This is a genomic window from Aureimonas pseudogalii (assembly GCF_014196835.1).
Taxonomy (GTDB): Bacteria; Pseudomonadota; Alphaproteobacteria; order Rhizobiales; family Rhizobiaceae; genus Aureimonas; species Aureimonas pseudogalii.
Genome location: NZ_JACIEK010000002.1, coordinates 256,276 through 271,057, shown reverse-complemented (window position 1 = coordinate 271,057; position 14,782 = coordinate 256,276). Strand labels below are relative to the sequence as shown.

Here is a 14,782-nt window from a genome sequence, read left to right as displayed (position 1 = left end):
CCTGAGCCGGAGAGACGTCAGACGCCCCGGCGGTTGCCCCAGAGCAGCACGTGGAGCTGCGGCAGCACCCGCGCCGCGAACCAGCCGTCGGCGATCACGGTTTCCACCAGCCAGCGCATGCGTGCGGCCAAGGCTTCGAGGTCCGCCGCCTCGTCCGGGCTGGCCTTCCCGGTCACGAGGTTGCCCGGCTGGAGGAAGACCGCCAGCTGGGGATGACGCGCCGCGGCCTCGCGGGCGAAGCGATAGTCCGCGGCGTCGAACACCACGATCTTCATCACCGTTCGCGGTGCCGCGCCGGCCGCGGCGAGACAGGCCTCGAACGCCTGCCAGTCCGGCGCCATGCCGCTGGAGGGGGGCTTAGGGCTGAGCACCAGCGTGTCCAGCGCCGCGAACCAGTCGCGCGGGATCGACCCCTGCGTCTCCAGCGCGAAGCGGTAGCCTTCGCCGCGCCCGAGCGCGATCAGCTCGCCCAATGGCTGGATGGCGGGATTGCCGCCCGACAGCGAGACCACGAGTGGGCGCCCGCCGCTGAGATCGCGCACCCGCGCGAGGATCGCCTCGGCCGTCATCGGCCGCCACGTGTCGCGGAAGGTGGGATCGACGGCATGGAGCGTGTCGCACCAGCCGCAGCGGTAGTCGCAGCCGCCGGTGCGCACGAAGACGGTGGGCTCGCCGATCAGCGTGCCTTCGCCCTGGATCGTCGGACCGAAGATCTCCGACACGCGGATCGCCCCGCCGGTCACGGGCGGTACTCCGCCCAGGTCTTCGGCGTTTCCGAGACGCGCACCGCGCTGGTCTCGGCGAAGCGCGCGGCGCACCATTCGAAGAGGTGGTGGGCCAGCACCTCCGCCGTCACCCGGTCGTGCCCGAGCACGTCGTTGAGATGGCGGTGGTCGAACGTCTCGTCGAGATAGTGCTTCAGCACGGAAAGCTCGCGGTAGTCGCGAACGAACCCGGTCTCGCCCAGCTCGGCCGCGGAGAGTTCCACCTCGACGACGTAGTTGTGGCCGTGAAGGCGCGCGCAGGGGTGGTCCGCCGGCAGGGCGGAGAGGACGTGCGAGGCCGAGAACTCGAAGCGTTTGGTGATCCTGAACATCAGCCGCGCGCCCGCTCCACCGCGCCGCGCCAGAAATCCCTGTCCTCGTAGACCGTGGGATCCTCGACGCCGGCGAGCGCGAAGGCCTCGCGCCGCTCCACGCAGGTGCCGCAGCGACCGCAATGGATCTCTCCGCCCCGGTAGCAGCTCCAGGTCTCGTCGAAGGGCGTGCCGGTGCGTGCGCCGTCGCGCACGATGTCGGCCTTGGTACGCTCGACGAAGGGGGCCATGAGCCGAACCGTGGCGTAGCCCTCCAGCGCATGGCGCTGCATGGCGTCGAAGGCCTCTACGAAGCCCGGCCGGCAGTCGGGATAGATGAAATGATCGCCGCCGTGCACGGCGATGGCGACGGCGTCCATTCCCCGGGCGCTCGCGAGGCCGAAGGCGATCGTCAGCATGATGGCGTTGCGATTCGGCACGATCGTCGCCTTCATCGTCGCCTCGGCATAGTGCCCGTCGGGCACCTCCACGGCGTCGGTGAGCGCCGATCCCGACAGGAGGCCCTGGATGGCGGTGAGATCGACGGGGTGGTACGGCACGGCGAGGCGGCGGGCCGCGGCTTGCGCGAAGCCGAGTTCCTTGCGATGGCGCTGGCCGTAGTCGAAGCCAATGAGCGCGGCGAGGTCGCCGCGGGCGGACAGGTCGTGGGCCAGCACGACGCTGTCCAGCCCGCCGGAGCAGACGAGAAGAGTGTTCACGGATGGGATCCCTTGTTTTGACCGGGTGGGCTGCGACCGGATGTATCCAGGCGTGGTCTAGGCGAGGCGGGACCGGGCGGCAAACGACAATCCGCTCATCCCCGCCGAAAGCCGGTCTCCGCAGGCTCGCATCGTGAGCGAGGACATGGCGGCGCCCGCCTTCGACGCGGCCTTCCGGGCGCGGTTCGAGACACTGCTCGCCTGGCGGCGCGACGTGCGGCGCTTCCGGCGCGATCCTCTGCCCGAGGGTGCGATCGGGCGGCTCCTGGCCGCGGCCGCGCTCGCCCCCTCGGTCGGCCATGCGCAGCCCTGGCGCTTCGTCCACGTCGCGTCGCCGGACCGGCGCCTCGCCCTCGCGGCCCATGTCGACGCGGCAAGCGGGCGTGCCGCGCAAGCCTACGATCCCGCCCGCGCCGCCGCCTACCGGGCGCTCAAGCTGCACGGGCTGCGGGAGGCACCCTCGATCCTCGCGGTCTTTTGCGACGAGACGCCCGCCGCCGGCCACGGCCTCGGCATCGCCACCATGCCGGAGATGCTGCGCTACTCGGTGGTGATGGCGATCCACACGCTGTGGCTGGCCGCGCGCGCGGAGGGCATCGGGCTCGGCTGGGTGTCGATCCTCGACCCCGGCCCCGTCGCCGCGCTCCTCGACGTGCCCGCCGACTGGTCGCTCGTCGCACTGCTGTGCCTCGGCTATCCCGAATGCGAGACGACCGAGCCGGACCTGCTGACGAGCGGCTGGCAGGATCGCCGGCCCGTCGTCCTCGTCGAGCGATAGGCCGCTAGCGCGGCGCGAGGCGGCTGTCGCGCAGCACCTCGCCGGCGAGGTAGAGCGAGCCGCAGACGAGGAAGCGCGGCGCGGGCACGGCGCGCCAGCCCGTGGAGACCAGACGGATCGCCTCGGCGACGCTTGCACAGGGCTCGGCTTCCAGCCCCGCCACGATCGCGGCGTCCGCGAGGTCTTCCGGGCTCATCGCACTGTCGGACGAGGCGATCGGCACCGTGAAGACCCGGCGCGCCATGCCGGCGAAGGCCTCGAAGAAGCCCACCGGCTCCTTCGTCGTCAGCATGCCCGCGATGAGGAAGAGCGGGCGCTGGACGCGGTCCTCCATGTCGGCGAGCGTCTCGGCGATCACGAGGCCGGCGCCGGGATTGTGGCCGCCGTCGAGCCAGAGTTCGGAGCCGTCCGCCGCAAGGTCGAAGAGCGGGCCGGAGGTGATGCGCTGCAGGCGGCCGGGCCATTCCACGCCCTGCATCCCGCGCTCGATCGCCGACGGCGAGGGGTCGAACCCGGCGAGCCGCAGCGCCGCAATGGCCGTTGCGGCATTGCCGATCTGATGGCGGCCGGGCAGGCGCGGCATCGGCAGGTCGAGCAGCCCGCGCGCGTCCTGGTAGACGAGGCGCCCGTGCTCGGTGAAGGCGAAGAAGTCCTCGCCGTAGACCATCGTCTCGGCGCGGGTTCGCGCGGCGTGGCGCTTGAGCACGTCGAGCGCGGCGGGCTCGGCCTGCGGGCCGATCACCACGGGAACGCCGGGCTTGAAGATGCCGGCCTTCTCGGCGGCGACGAGTTCCACCCTGTCTCCGAGATAGGCCTGATGGTCGAGCGAGATCGCGGTGACGACACTCACCGCCGGGCGTTCCACCACGTTGGTGGCGTCGAAGCGCCCGCCGAGGCCGACTTCGAGCAGCACCGCGTCGGCCGGCGCCTCGCTGAAGAGCACGAAGGTTACGGCGGTGAGGAGCTCGAAGACGGTGATGGGTTCATCGCCATTGGCCGCCGCCACGCGCCGCATCGTCTCGGCCAGCCGCGCGTCGTCGACGAGCCGGCCCGGCCCGCCCGCAGGATCGGCCAACCGGTAGCGCTCGTGCCAGTCGACGAGATGGGGCGAGGTGTGGACGTGGACGCCTTGGCCCGCCGCCTCGAGAATGGCGCGCGAGAAGGCGATCGTGGAGCCCTTGCCGTTGGTGCCGGCGACGTGGATCGTCGGCGGCATGCGCCCCTGCGGATCGCCAAGCACCGCCAGAAGGCGGCGGATCCGGTCGAGCTTCAGGTCGAAGCCCTTGGGGTGGCGGGCGAGGAGCTTGCCGATCTCGGCGTCGGCGAGGCTGGTGGGGGCGCTCACGGGCGGTCTCGGGCTGTGCGGCGGCGCGGTCAGGCCGCCTCGGCCGGCGTCTCGTGCGCGTCCGGCTCCGGCGGCGCGGGCTCGGCCGAGATCTCGGCCTTGGTCAGCACCTTGAGCAGGCGGGCGATCGTTCCTTTCAACTCGTGCCGGTGCACCACCATGTCCACCATGCCGTGCTCCATCAGGTATTCGGAGCGCTGGAAGCCTTCAGGCAGCTTCTCGCGGATCGTCTGCTCGATGACGCGCGGGCCGGCGAAGCCGATGAGCGCGCCGGGCTCGGCGATGTGGACGTCGCCGAGCATCGCGTAGGACGCGGTGACGCCGCCGGTGGTCGGGTTGGTCAGAACCACGATGTAGGGAAGCCCGGCATCCTTCACCATCTCCACCGCGACCGTGGTGCGCGGCAGCTGCATGAGCGAGAGGATGCCCTCCTGCATGCGCGCCCCGCCCGAGGAGGCGAAGAGCACGAGCGGGCGCCGACGGTCCACCGCCGTCTCGGCGGCGGTGACGATCGCCTCGCCGGCGGCCATGCCGAGCGAGCCGCCCATGAAGGAGAAGTCCTGCACCGCCGCGACGATCGGCAGGCGCTCGATCTCGCCGCAGGCGACGAGAACCGAATCCTCGAGCCCCGTCTTGGTGCGCGAATCCTTCAAGCGGTCGACATAGCGGCGCTCGTCGCGGAACTTCAGCGGGTCCACCGGCACCTTGTCGAGTTCGATCTCCTCGAACACGCCGCCGTCGAGAAACGTGGTCAGCCGGTCGCGTGCGCCGATGCGCATGTGGAAGTTCGAGGAGGGGATGACGAACTGGTTGGCTTCCAGATCCTTGTGGAACACCATCTCGCCCGTCTCCGGGCACTTGATCCAGAGGTTCTCCGGCACCTCGCGCGAGGGCTGGCCGAGGAGCGAGGAGATCTTCGGGCGGACGTAGTTGGTGATCCAGTTCACGGGACGAAGGTCCTTCCGGAAAGAGCGTCGGGGCCGCTGGCTGTGGGCGCGGCCGCGCGAAGGAGAGAGGACGACGGGCTCAAGCCGCCACAAGCTTGATGCGGCGAAGGCCGCCGGCGATCTCGCGAACCAGCGCGGCAACGGCCTCGACCTGCGCGTCCCGTGCGCCGCCCTCGGCGCCCTCCAACGCGGCGACGAGGGCCGAGCCCACCACCACGCCGTCGGCATGGCGGCCGATCGCCTCGGCCTGTTCGGCCGTGCGCACGCCGAAGCCGACGCAGACGGGCAATGTGGTCTGGCCCTTGATGCGGGCAACTGCCGCCGAGACCTGCGCGGTGTCGGGCGCCGCCGAGCCGGTGATGCCGTTGATCGAGACGTAGTAGACGAAGCCCGAGGTGTTCTTCAGCACAGCCGGCAGGCGCTTCTCGTCGGTGGTCGGCGTCGCCAGGCGGATGAAGTTGAGGCCGCCCTCGATGGCGGGCAGGCAAAGCTCGCCGTCCATCTCCGGCGGCAGGTCGACCACGATCAGCCCGTCGACGCCGGCGGCCTTGGCTTCAGCGACGAAGCGTTCGACGCCGTAGATGTAGACGGGGTTGAAATAGCCCATGAGGATCACCGGCGTCTCGCCGTCGCCCTCGCGGAAGCGGCGCACCGTTTCCAGCGTCGCGCCGAGCGTATGGCCGGAGCCGAGCGCGCGCAGTCCGGCGCGCTGGATCGCGGGCCCGTCGGCCATCGGGTCGGAGAAGGGCATGCCGAACTCGATGAGGTCGGCGCCGGCGGCCGGCAGCGCCTTCATCACGGCGAGCGCGGTCTCGGTGTCGGGATCGCCCGCCATGACGAAGGTGACGAGCGCCGGACGGCCCTCGCGCTTCAGCGCCTCGAACCGCGTCTCGATGCGTGTGGTCACCTCAATAACTCCCGTCTGGCAATGTCCGAGCGAGATACGCTTGCGCATCGCGACCGCTCATCCGCGTTTCCACATAGGCATCGCGCTCGAAGGCGATGACGACGAGTTCCCATACGCAGGCCATCAGTGGCCGGTCAACGGCACGGTAGTCGTCGGCGGTGTCGAGGTCGGCTCGGGAACAGGCGCTCCGCCAGCATCCCGCCCGGCATCCACCAGTGGACGAGGAGCCACATCGCTTCCTCGCCCCGATGGAGTATGACGAAGCCACCGTCCGGCCCCTCGATCGTCAGCGCGGCAACGCACGCTTTCGCTGCGTCGATCCGCGCAGTCTCGACCGGCTCCGGCGTCGCGCTGATGCCGTAGGCCTTCAGCACCCCGTCACCGACGGGCCAAAGGCCCAAGCCGTCGAAGCGGCGCGGCCGATAGGGTTCGGGTCGCGCCGCCATCGCCTTCAGATGTCCATGCCCATCAGCGCGGCGATGGTGTTGACGTCCTTGTCGCCGCGGCCCGAGAGGCAGAGCACGATCGACTGGTCGGGGCTCATGCCCGGCGCGATCTTGGCGATGTGAGCGAGGCCGTGCGCGGTCTCCAGCGCCGGGATGATGCCCTCCAGCCGGGTGCAGAGGTGGAAGGCCTCCACGGCCTCCTTGTCGGTGACGGGCACGTAGGAGACGCGGCCGGTGTCGCGCAGCCAGGCGTGCTCGGGGCCGACGCCGGGATAGTCGAGCCCGGCCGAGATCGAGTGGCCTTCGAGGATCTGCCCGTCGGCGTCCTGCAGCAGATAGGTGCGGTTGCCATGGAGGACGCCGGGGCGCCCGCCGCTCATCGAGGCGGCATGGCCGTTCTCGACGTCGAGCCCGTGGCCGCCGGCCTCGGCGCCGTAGATCGCGACCTCGGGATCATCGAGGAAGGCGCGGAACATGCCGATGGCGTTGGAGCCGCCGCCGACGCACGCGACGACCGCGTCGGGCAGCCGGCCGGTCTCCTCGATCATCTGGGCGCGCGTCTCGTCGCCGATGATCTGCTGGAAGTCGCGCACCATCGCCGGGTAGGGATGGGGTCCGGCGGCGGTGCCGATGAGATAGTAGGTGTCGGCGACGTTGGTGACCCAGTCGCGCAAGGCTTCGTTCATCGCGTCCTTCAGCGTGCCGGCGCCTGCCGTCACGGCGCGCACCTCGGCGCCGAGCATCTTCATGCGCACGACGTTGGGCTTCTGACGTTCGACGTCGGTGGCGCCCATGAAGACGACGCAGGGCATGCCGAAGCGCGCGCAGACCGTGGCGGTGGCGACGCCGTGCTGCCCGGCGCCGGTCTCGGCGATGATGCGCGTCTTGCCCATGCGGCGCGCCAGCAGGATCTGGCCGAGGCAGTTGTTGATCTTGTGCGAGCCGGTGTGGTTCAGCTCCTCGCGCTTGAACCAGATCTGCGCGCCGCCGAAATGCTCGGAGAGCCGCGTCGCGTGGTAGATCGGGCTGGGGCGACCGGTGTAGTGGGTCTGGAGATCGGCTAGCTCCGCCTGGAAGCCCTCGTCGGTCTTCGTCGCCTTGTAGGCGGCCTCGAGGTCGAGGATGATCGGCATCAGCGTCTCGGCGACGAAACGCCCGCCGAACAGGCCGAAGCGGCCTTCGTCGTCGGGGCCCATGCGGAACGAGTTGGGCGTCGGAATCTCGGTCATGCGGATCGCCGTTCCTGCGTGAGGTGATCGGGCTGGCCGGTTTCGGCCATCGAAGGGGGAGCGCTCCCCCCGTCCGTTTGTTCCGCGGCGAGCGCGGCATCGACGGCGTCGAAGAAGCGATGCACGAGGCCGGCATCCTTGACGCCGGGTGCCGTCTCGACGCCGGACGAGAGATCGAAGCCTCTCGGGCGGATGCGGCGCAGGGCTTCCGCGATGTTGTCGGCGTTAAGACCGCCGGACAGGATGAAGTCGCGGTCCCCGCCGAGCGCATCGAGCAGCGCCCAGTCGAAGGAGACGCCGTTGCCGCCGGGCAGGACCGAACCCTTCGGACGCTTGGCGTCGAGAAGGATGCGGTCGGCGACGGCGCGATAGGGCGCGATGGCCTCGAGATCCCCGGCCGTCGCGACCGAGATCGCCTTCATGGTCGAGAGGCCGCTGGACGCCGCGATCTCTGCGACCCGCGCAATCGATTCCTTGCCGTGGAGCTGCAACGTGTCGGGCCGCACGCGTGCCGCGATCCGCGCCACGAGTTCGTCCGACGGGTCCACGGTCACCACCGTCACCGAGGCGCGCCCGCCGACATGGGTGCGCAGGCGGATCATGTCCTCGATGGGAAGGTGACGCGGGCTCGGCTCGAAATGCATGAGGCCGATCTCGGTGCAGCCGCGCGCCAGCACCGCGTCGATCAGCGCTTCGCTCTTCAGTCCGCAAATCTTGATGTGCGGTCGTATCACGCCGAGGGTCCGTGCTGCCTGGTGAGATCGGATGGAAAGATCGACCTTATCGCGCCGGATGGCGGCCGGGACAAGGCGAAAACACCGATCACGACCGATGGTCGCGCCGCCCGGTGCCGTTTCGAGGCGCGTTCAGTCGAAGCGGAAGCGATGGAGGCTCGCGCCCTCGCTCTTCAGCCAGGCGCGGCCCCGGTCCATGTCGGGGCAGAGTTCGCGGCAGAGCGCCCAGAAGCGCGGGCCGTGGTTCATCTCGCGAAAATGCGCCACCTCGTGGGCGGCGAGATAGTCGAGCGCGAAGGGCGGCGCCATGACGATGCGCCAGGAGAAGGCGAGGCGCCGGTCCGCGGTGCAGGAGCCCCAGCGGCTCACCGTGTCCTTCAGCGCGATGGCGCGCGGCGCGAGACCCACGGCTTGCGCATGCCCCGCCACCGCGGCTTCGAGATCGCCCCGCGCCTCGCGCTTCAATGCGTCGCGCACCCGGCGCGCGAAACGCGCGGGATCGCCGCCGACCGTCAGGCCATGGTCGCCGGGGCCGTTCGCTTCGATGCGCGCGGCGCGCCGGCCGGTCTCGTGCCGGCAGCGCAGCGTCCCGCCGCGAAACGGCAGCAGCGTGCCGGGCGCGACGAGATCGAGCGGCGGCGCGCCGGCGAGGCGCTCGCGGACCCAGCCGGCGTGACGGTCGAGAAAGGCGGCGACAAGCGTCGGCGAGACACGGGGCGGCACCGTCAGCCGCACGGCCTCGCCGCCGGGCGCGAGACGCATGGTGATGCGCCGGGCCGCGGCGTGCGGGCGCACGACGACGGGAAGCGAGCGCCCGCCGAGGTCGATCGTCTCGGGAAAGCGGGAGGCAGCCGGCGGACGCGGCGAGACGAGGCGACGAAGGAGCGTGGGCAGGACGGACTTCACGAATCGGTGTGCGGGAGGGTGTCGATCGAACGGGCGACGGGCCCGGCGCACGACACCACGCGGCGCCGCGGGGGCCAAGAGGGCGGCACTCATTTTCCGGCGGGATCGGCTGAGGCCGGCCGCGGCTGTGGGCTGCGAAAGGCGCATCGCCTTCCCCGAAACGAAAGAGCCGCCGGCCCGAAGGCCGACGGCTCGCGATGGAGGCGGTTCGCCCTCGGATCAGCGGGCGGGCACCATCTCTGCGTCCACGACCTCGGCGCCGCGGCGGTTGCGGGCGCGGTCCGACATGAAGCGGTCGAACTCCTCCTGGTCCTTGGCGCGGCGCAGTTCGCGCGCATAGGACTCGAACTCGGCGCTCGCCTCGTTCAGGCGGCGGCACTCCTCGTCGAGGCGCTTCAACTCGCCCTCGCGCCAATCGTCGAAGGCGACGTTGCCGGTGCGCTCTGCGGCGAAGGGCATGCGCGCGCCCGAGCGACGGAAGCCCGCCATCACGCGGTCGGTGGTGCGCCCGACATCCGCGCGGAAAAGCTCGAGGCGATCGCCCCAGAGGATGTAGGCGAGAACGGCGAAGCCTAGCGGCCAGTAGACCATGAAGCCCAACACCATCAGGGCGATGGTGGCGGGCGTCCAGGCGGGACGTATCAAAGCTTGCGACCTCATGTGACTGTGTTCCGTTTCATCGAAGCCCATGGGAAGCGGGCGATGATCCCGACACAGGATGTGGGTTCGGCGAACGGAGCGTTCAACGGATCGGCCGATTTCGTGATCGCGGGCCGCGATCTCGGCCGCCAGAGCCGGGATCGTCGAGGTCGCGGCGTCAGCGTTTGCGGCGCGGGCGCGTCGCCGCCTTCACCAGCTTCGGGCTGCCCTTGATCGTCGGGGCGCCCGCCGCGGTGTCGAGGAAGCCTTCCGGCAGGATCGAGGGCACCGGCTCGGCGCCCGCGCCGAGCGCGGCTTCGAGATCGGCGAGGACCGGCGGGGCGGCCGGGGCCACGGGAAGCTCCAGCACCGGCGGCACCAGGGCCGTGTCCGCGGCGTGGGCGGGATGCCCGTGCAAGGCGCTCGCCTCTCCTGCCTCGACAATCTCCGCTTCGCCGTCCGCTACGGCAACGGGCGTCTCGACCGGCGCCGCAGGCTCGGGCTCGTTCGGCGTGATCGCCGTCTCGGTCGCGAATACCTCGGTCGTGGGCACCTCGGTCGCCGCGACCTCGGCAGCCGGCGCGTCGTCCGCCACGGCCTCGGGCGCCGCGAAGGCGAGCGGCTGCGTCTGGGCGGCGTCGAGCGCCTCGGGCGGCTGCAGCGCGGGCTCTCGCGCCTCGGCCGAGCGATCGGGCACGGGAACCGGTGCGCGGCCGTGCTTGCCGCCATGCGTCAGCGCGAAGTCGACGATGCGCGGCGCGATCTCGGCGCGGAAGCGCGAGCCGTTGAAGACGCCGTAATGGCCGACCTTGGGCTGCAGGTAGTGGACGCGCATGTCGTCGGGCAGCGAGGAGCAGAGCGTCTGCGCGGCCTGCGTCTGGCCGACGCCGGAAATGTCGTCGTTCTCGCCTTCGACGGTGAGGAGCGCGGTGCGGCGGATCTTCGCCATGTCGAGCCGGTGGCCGCGATGGGTGATCTCGCCCTTCGGCAGCGAGTGCTTGATGAAGACCTCGTCCACCGTCTGCAGGTAGAACTCGGCGGTGAGGTCCATCACGGCGTTGTATTCGTCGTAGAAGGCGCGGTGCTTCTCGGCCGGGTCGCCGTCATGCTTCACGAGATGGAGGAAGAACTCCTTGTGGGCGATGAGGTGCCGGTCGAGATTCATCGACATGAAGCCGGTGAGTTGCAGGAAGCCGGGATAGACCTCGCGCAGGAAGCCCGGCTGGGGAAACGGCACCTTCATGATGACGTTCTGCTTGAACCAGTCGATGCCCTTGGACTCGGCCAGCTTGTTCACGCCGGTCGGGTTGATGCGCGTGTCGATCGGCCCGCCCATCAGCGTCATCGTGGCGGGCGAGCAGGGATCCTCGTCCTCCTCCATGCGCGCCACCGCCATCATCACGGGCACCGCCGGCTGGCAGACGCCGATCACGTGCGTGTCCGGCCCGAGGAAGCGCAGCATCTCGATGACGTAGTCGACGTAGTCGTCGAGGTCGAAGCGGCCGGCCGCCACCGGCACGGTGCGCGCGTCCGTCCAGTCGGTGATGTGGACGTCGCCATAGGGCAGCAGCGCCTCGACCGTGCCGCGCAGGAGCGTCGCGTAATGGCCCGACATCGGCGCGACGATGAGGAAGCGCGGGTCGGCGCGGCGCCCGGCCGGCAGCTCGCGCTCGAAATGCAGCAGCCGCGCGAAGGGCTTCTCCCAGACGACCCGGTCCACCACGGGCACCCGCATGCCGTCCACGAACGTGTCGTGCAGACCCCATTCGGGCTTGCCGTAGACGCGGGTCGAGCGCTCGAACACCTCGGCCATCGCCGCCACCGTGCGCCCCATGCCCGTATGGGCGAGCGGGTTCAGCGGGTTGCCGTAGATCAGGCGCGTCGCGTCGGCCACCGCCCGCATCGGCGCCAGCATCGCATGGTTCCACTCGTAGAATTCGTACAACATGCACTCCCACGTTCTCGTTGGCGGGACGTCCGGACCGGGCAGCCTGCAGTGCAACATGGCAGAATCCTGCCGCACCGCAAGATGAGGGTCCCGTCACGCGGGGTTCGGTCGTCGTCAGAGCCAGCGGATCATCACGGTCCGGCGGTCGGGGCTCACACCCGCCGGGCATTCCAGCACGAGACGCCGTCGCAGGACTGGCGTCAGATCATCTGCCCCAACCTTTAAGAATTCACGCCGGGCATAGAACGCCTCGTTGAAGGCAACGTCGCGCGCGGTGGAAAGTCCCACGGCGCGATGGAAAAACCAGCCGGCCCGCGCCACCACGGCCGAGAGCAGCGCCGAGCCGATGCCGCGCCGGCCATGCGCGGGATCGACCGACAACTCCGACAACCAGTAGCAGCCGGCGCCCTCACCGTCCTCGATCCCGTCGTCCGGCACGGCGAGGGACGCCAGATCGGCGGCGGCGGCATAGCCGATGGGCCCGCCGCCCTTCACCTCGGCCACGAACACCTCGTGGCGCAGGAGAAACGGCACGAAGCGCGCCATCGGCGTCGGCTCGGCCGAGGCCAGATGCCCGACCTCGACGAGAAGCTGCGCCGCGCGGTGCTCGATGGCCTGGAGCGCCGGCGCCTCGCCGGGCTCCATCATGCGGATGCGGGTGCCGGCGGGCGCCATGCCCTTGAACGCCTTGCGGCCGCTCAAGCCGTCTCGACGCCTTCGACGATAAGGATCTCGGCCTCCGACACCTCCTGCCGTACCGCGATCGCCGCCTGGTATTCGGCGGAATCGTAGCAGGCGAGCGCTTCCTCCATCGAAGGGAACTCGATCACCACGTTGCGCGCCCGCGCCGGGCCTTCGAGGTCGCGGAACGGACCGCCGCGCGCCAGGAACCGCGCGCCGTGGCGCACCATCGCCGGCGCGGCCGTCGTCACGTAGTCCTTGTAGCGCTCGGGATCGCGGACATCGACATGGGCGATCCAGTAGGCCTTCGGCATGGTGCGTCTCCTCTGCGGGAGACGGGCAGATAGGAGCGCGCGGCGCCGGCGACAGGGCACCCGATGGCTCGGCGGGTCGCCCGTGGCGAGTCGGGCGAACCCGCGTCAGGCCATCTCGGCGAGGATGGCGCGCGCGGCGGCCAGCCGGTCGGGCGCATCGAGGATGGGGCGGCCGACCACGAGATGGCTGGCGCCGGCGGCGATCGCCTCGCGCGGCGTCATCACCCGCGTCTGGTCGCCGGCCGCCGACCCGGCGGGTCGGATGCCGGGCGTGACCACCGCGCGGTCCGGCCCGACGATCGCGCGCACGGCGGCGGCCTCGGCGGCCGAGGCGACGATGCCGCCGATCCCGGCCTCCATCGCCTGTCGCGTGCGGCGCTCCACCAGCGCGGCCGCGGTCTCGGTGTGACCCATCTCGCGAAGGTCGTCCTCACTGAGCGACGTCAGCACGGTGACGGCGAGGACGAGGAGGCCGGAGCCCTCGGCGCCGCGCGCCGCCGCGCGCATCACCTGGGGCGTGGCGTGCACGGTGGTCATCGCGACGCCGAGCCCGGCGATGCCGGCGATGCCCTTTTCCACGATGTTGCCGATGTCGTGGAGCTTCAGGTCGAGGAAGACCCGTTTGCCCGCGCGCACGAGTTCGCCCACGAAGTCGAGGCCGCCGGCATAGCCGAGCTGGTAGCCCACCTTGTAGACGCGCACGGTGTCGCCGAGCTCGGCGACGATGGATTCGGCGCTGCGCCGATCGGAGACGTCGAGGCCGACGATCAGACGGTCGGCGGGCTGGAGGAGGGTCTGCGAGGGAAGAATCATTCGTCGCTGGGGATGTCCACGGTCACGGTGGTGCCGACCGTATCACCATTCACGTCGATGCGCGCGTCGAGACCGCGCACCAGCGAGACGACGATGCGACCGCCCAAGCCCCCGGTCTGGTGGGCGGGGCCGGCGGGCGCCTCCGGCTTGCCGCCGACATGCAGTTCGCCGCCCGAGGCCTCCGCGATCGAGCCGGCGATCTGGCGCGCCGCATTGGGCTCGGCGGGAAGATCCACCGCCTCGGCGACGCGCTGGCGAGACTGGCCGCGCTCGGCGCCGTGCGGCCAGTTCGCGCCCTTCGGCAGCCCGATGCCGTCGTCGGTCACGGTCATGCGGATGACGCCCGAGGAGAGCATCTTCAGGCGCGCCTCCACCAGCCCCTCGTCGCGGCCGGCGAAAGCGTGTTTCAGGGCGTTGGTCAGGAGTTCGGAGAAGAGCAGGCCGATGCGCGCGGCGCGCTCGACGCTGACCTCGATCGAGTCGCAGTCGACGTTGACGCGCACCGAGCGCCGCCCGTCGAGATAGCCGATGGTGGAGGCGATGCGGCTGATATAGGCGCCGAGCGGGATGCGCTGCGAGCGCGCCGAGCCGACGCCGGCCTCCGTCATCTCCTGATAGAGGAGTTGCAGGCTCTCGATGCGCCGGGCGAGCGCGGTGAACGCATCGGCGCTGGTATGGGCGCGCGACTGCATGCGGATCATGCCGATGATCATCGCCAGATGGTTCTTCACCCGGTGCTGGATCTCGCCGAGCGCGGAGTCGAGTTTCTCGGCTGCCCCGCCCGCTTCGCGCGACACCGAGAGATCCCGGCCCTCGCTGAGATCGCGCTGCACGCCGAGGAAGCATTGCAGCCGGTTCTCGGCGTCGTAGAGCGGCGTGATCATGAGCCGGTTGAGGAACTTGGTGCCGTCGGCCCGGTAGTTCACGAGATCGAGGGTGATATCCTCTTCCGCCCTGAGCGCCGCGGAGATTTTTCGCGAGGCGTCCGGGTCGGTGTCGGGCCCCTGGAGGAAACGGCAGTTGCGGCCCACCGTCGCCTCCACCGCATAGCCGGTGATGCGGGCGAAGGCCTGGTTGGCGTAGACGATGGGGTTGTCGTCGAGATGCGGGTTGGTGAGGACGAGCGCCAGCGGAACCTTGGCGAGCGCAGCCGTCGTCATGCCGTCCGGCATCTGGACGCCCACCGGCTTTTCGACATCCTGATGACCCATGCCGTCTCCTTGGCAGCGGGCCTTCCCGCAGGTTGTTGTCGAGCCTTCGGCCGACACCGGCCCCGGCGCGATCGGCCGGGTTCGATGGTG

The 14,782-nt window shown here is 70.5% G+C and carries 16 protein-coding genes and 1 pseudogene; 1 reads left to right on the top strand and 16 read right to left on the bottom strand.

The annotated features are described in order from the left end of the window. Positions 1-17: 17 nt before the first annotated feature. From queE to queC, 3 genes are read right to left on the bottom strand one after another with little or no spacing between them, the layout of a single operon-like run. On the bottom strand, positions 18-821 hold the full coding sequence (gene queE / locus GGR04_RS07830; protein WP_183199283.1) for a 7-carboxy-7-deazaguanine synthase QueE: 804 nt from the start codon (positions 819-821) through the stop codon (positions 18-20). Beyond that, positions 740-1,096, bottom strand: coding sequence for a 6-carboxytetrahydropterin synthase QueD (queD, locus tag GGR04_RS07825; protein ID WP_183199282.1), 357 nt, complete (start codon positions 1,094-1,096; stop codon positions 740-742). The genes queE and queD overlap by 82 nt, the downstream gene beginning before the upstream one ends. Further along, positions 1,096-1,794, bottom strand: a complete 699-nt coding sequence (gene queC / locus GGR04_RS07820; protein WP_183199281.1) for a 7-cyano-7-deazaguanine synthase QueC — start codon at positions 1,792-1,794, stop codon at positions 1,096-1,098. The genes queD and queC overlap by 1 nt, the downstream gene beginning before the upstream one ends. A 145-nt stretch (positions 1,795-1,939) precedes the next feature. Here queC and bluB point away from each other — a divergent pair, with 145 nt between their 5' ends. Continuing rightward, positions 1,940-2,572 carry a 5,6-dimethylbenzimidazole synthase gene (bluB, locus tag GGR04_RS07815; RefSeq protein ID WP_183199403.1) on the top strand — a complete coding sequence of 211 codons (633 nt, stop codon included), beginning with the start codon at positions 1,940-1,942 and terminating at the stop codon, positions 2,570-2,572. Positions 2,573-2,576: 4 nt separating this feature from the next. On the opposite strand, the gene GGR04_RS07810 is transcribed toward bluB, so the two are convergent. The 13 genes and pseudogenes from GGR04_RS07810 to GGR04_RS07750 all read right to left on the bottom strand — a co-directional run bounded on the left by GGR04_RS07810 (position 2,577) and on the right by GGR04_RS07750 (position 14,692). Continuing rightward, on the bottom strand, positions 2,577-3,917 hold the full coding sequence (locus GGR04_RS07810) for a bifunctional folylpolyglutamate synthase/dihydrofolate synthase (protein ID WP_183199280.1): 1,341 nt from the start codon (positions 3,915-3,917) through the stop codon (positions 2,577-2,579). Positions 3,918-3,946: 29 nt separating this feature from the next. Next, a complete protein-coding gene (accD, locus tag GGR04_RS07805; RefSeq protein ID WP_183199279.1) occupies positions 3,947-4,864 on the bottom strand; it encodes an acetyl-CoA carboxylase, carboxyltransferase subunit beta in 918 nt (305 codons plus the stop codon). A gap of 79 nt (positions 4,865-4,943) precedes the next feature. After that, positions 4,944-5,771 (bottom strand): tryptophan synthase subunit alpha, encoded by an 828-nt coding sequence (gene trpA, locus GGR04_RS07800; protein ID WP_183199278.1) that lies wholly within the window; start codon positions 5,769-5,771, stop codon positions 4,944-4,946. A 134-nt stretch (positions 5,772-5,905) separates the two neighbouring features. Next, complete coding sequence (locus GGR04_RS07795; RefSeq protein WP_183199277.1) at positions 5,906-6,217, bottom strand: hypothetical protein; 312 nt, start codon at positions 6,215-6,217, stop codon at positions 5,906-5,908. 5 nt (positions 6,218-6,222) lie between these two features. Further along, positions 6,223-7,446, bottom strand: coding sequence for a tryptophan synthase subunit beta (trpB, locus tag GGR04_RS07790; RefSeq protein WP_183199276.1), 1,224 nt, complete (start codon positions 7,444-7,446; stop codon positions 6,223-6,225). Then, entirely contained in the window at positions 7,443-8,177 is a 735-nt protein-coding gene (locus GGR04_RS07785; protein ID WP_183199402.1) for a phosphoribosylanthranilate isomerase, read from the bottom strand. Before GGR04_RS07785 ends, trpB begins: the two co-directional genes overlap by 4 nt. A gap of 135 nt (positions 8,178-8,312) precedes the next feature. Further along, positions 8,313-9,086, bottom strand: coding sequence for a M48 family metallopeptidase (locus tag GGR04_RS07780; RefSeq protein WP_312857420.1), 774 nt, complete (start codon positions 9,084-9,086; stop codon positions 8,313-8,315). Between the two features lie 219 nt (positions 9,087-9,305). Continuing rightward, entirely contained in the window at positions 9,306-9,746 is a 441-nt protein-coding gene (locus tag GGR04_RS07775) for a DUF2852 domain-containing protein (protein ID WP_183199274.1), read from the bottom strand. A 676-nt stretch (positions 9,747-10,422) separates the two neighbouring features. Then, a pseudogene (locus GGR04_RS07770) lies at positions 10,423-11,673 on the bottom strand (polyhydroxyalkanoate depolymerase); the annotation flags it as partial. Between the two features lie 114 nt (positions 11,674-11,787). Further along, positions 11,788-12,375 (bottom strand): GNAT family N-acetyltransferase, encoded by a 588-nt coding sequence (locus tag GGR04_RS07765; protein ID WP_183199273.1) that lies wholly within the window; start codon positions 12,373-12,375, stop codon positions 11,788-11,790. After that, positions 12,372-12,668 carry a DUF1330 domain-containing protein gene (locus tag GGR04_RS07760; protein ID WP_183199272.1) on the bottom strand — a complete coding sequence of 99 codons (297 nt, stop codon included), beginning with the start codon at positions 12,666-12,668 and terminating at the stop codon, positions 12,372-12,374. The genes GGR04_RS07765 and GGR04_RS07760 overlap by 4 nt, the downstream gene beginning before the upstream one ends. A 105-nt stretch (positions 12,669-12,773) precedes the next feature. Then, positions 12,774-13,481, bottom strand: a complete 708-nt coding sequence (gene pyrF / locus GGR04_RS07755; protein WP_183199271.1) for an orotidine-5'-phosphate decarboxylase — start codon at positions 13,479-13,481, stop codon at positions 12,774-12,776. After that, positions 13,478-14,692 (bottom strand): PAS domain-containing protein, encoded by a 1,215-nt coding sequence (locus tag GGR04_RS07750; RefSeq protein ID WP_183199270.1) that lies wholly within the window; start codon positions 14,690-14,692, stop codon positions 13,478-13,480. The genes pyrF and GGR04_RS07750 overlap by 4 nt, the downstream gene beginning before the upstream one ends. Positions 14,693-14,782 lie beyond the last annotated feature (90 nt).